General features: G+C 24.6%; 1 protein-coding gene. It reads left to right on the plus strand.

The window, feature by feature from the left end:
• On the plus strand, positions 1 to 481 hold a 481-nt coding region (locus B2W91_RS20080), incomplete at its 5' end, for a DUF1836 domain-containing protein (RefSeq protein ID WP_291584182.1).
• Positions 482 to 509 lie beyond the last annotated feature (28 nt).

Genomic DNA, 509 nt, shown 5'->3' on the forward strand with positions numbered 1-509 from the left:
TATAACACTATTTGAAAATAACTTATCTCATTCAAAACGATACGATGAAGATAAACTTTTAACTAAACCTATGATAAATAACTACACAAAAGATAAGCTTTTAATTCCAGCTAAAAAGAAAAAGTATTCTAAAAATCATATAATATTAATGATTCTTATATATAATTTAAAGCAAAATTTAAGTATTTTAGATATAAAATCACTGTTTAATGATATGGTGGTTAATTTGCAGCAGGAAGATGGAGAAAAGATTAATCTAGAGGAAATCTATAAAAAGTTTTTACATATAAAAGATCTTCAGACCATTGAAGCAGAAGACCAGATAAATGGTTTGATTTCAAAAGTTGAAGATCAGCTATCTGATAAAGATGATGAGGGGTATGAAAAGCTTCTAATAACTGCACTTTGTTTAATAAATAGTGCTAATATACAAAAACGATTAGCAGAAAAAATAATAGATAAATATTTTAGACATATTTAAAGAAGAATATAGGGATATAATGTGAAAA

The sequence above is a fragment of the Clostridium sp. UBA6640 genome, from assembly GCF_002455975.1.
Lineage (GTDB): Bacteria > Bacillota > Clostridia > Clostridiales > Clostridiaceae > Clostridium_J.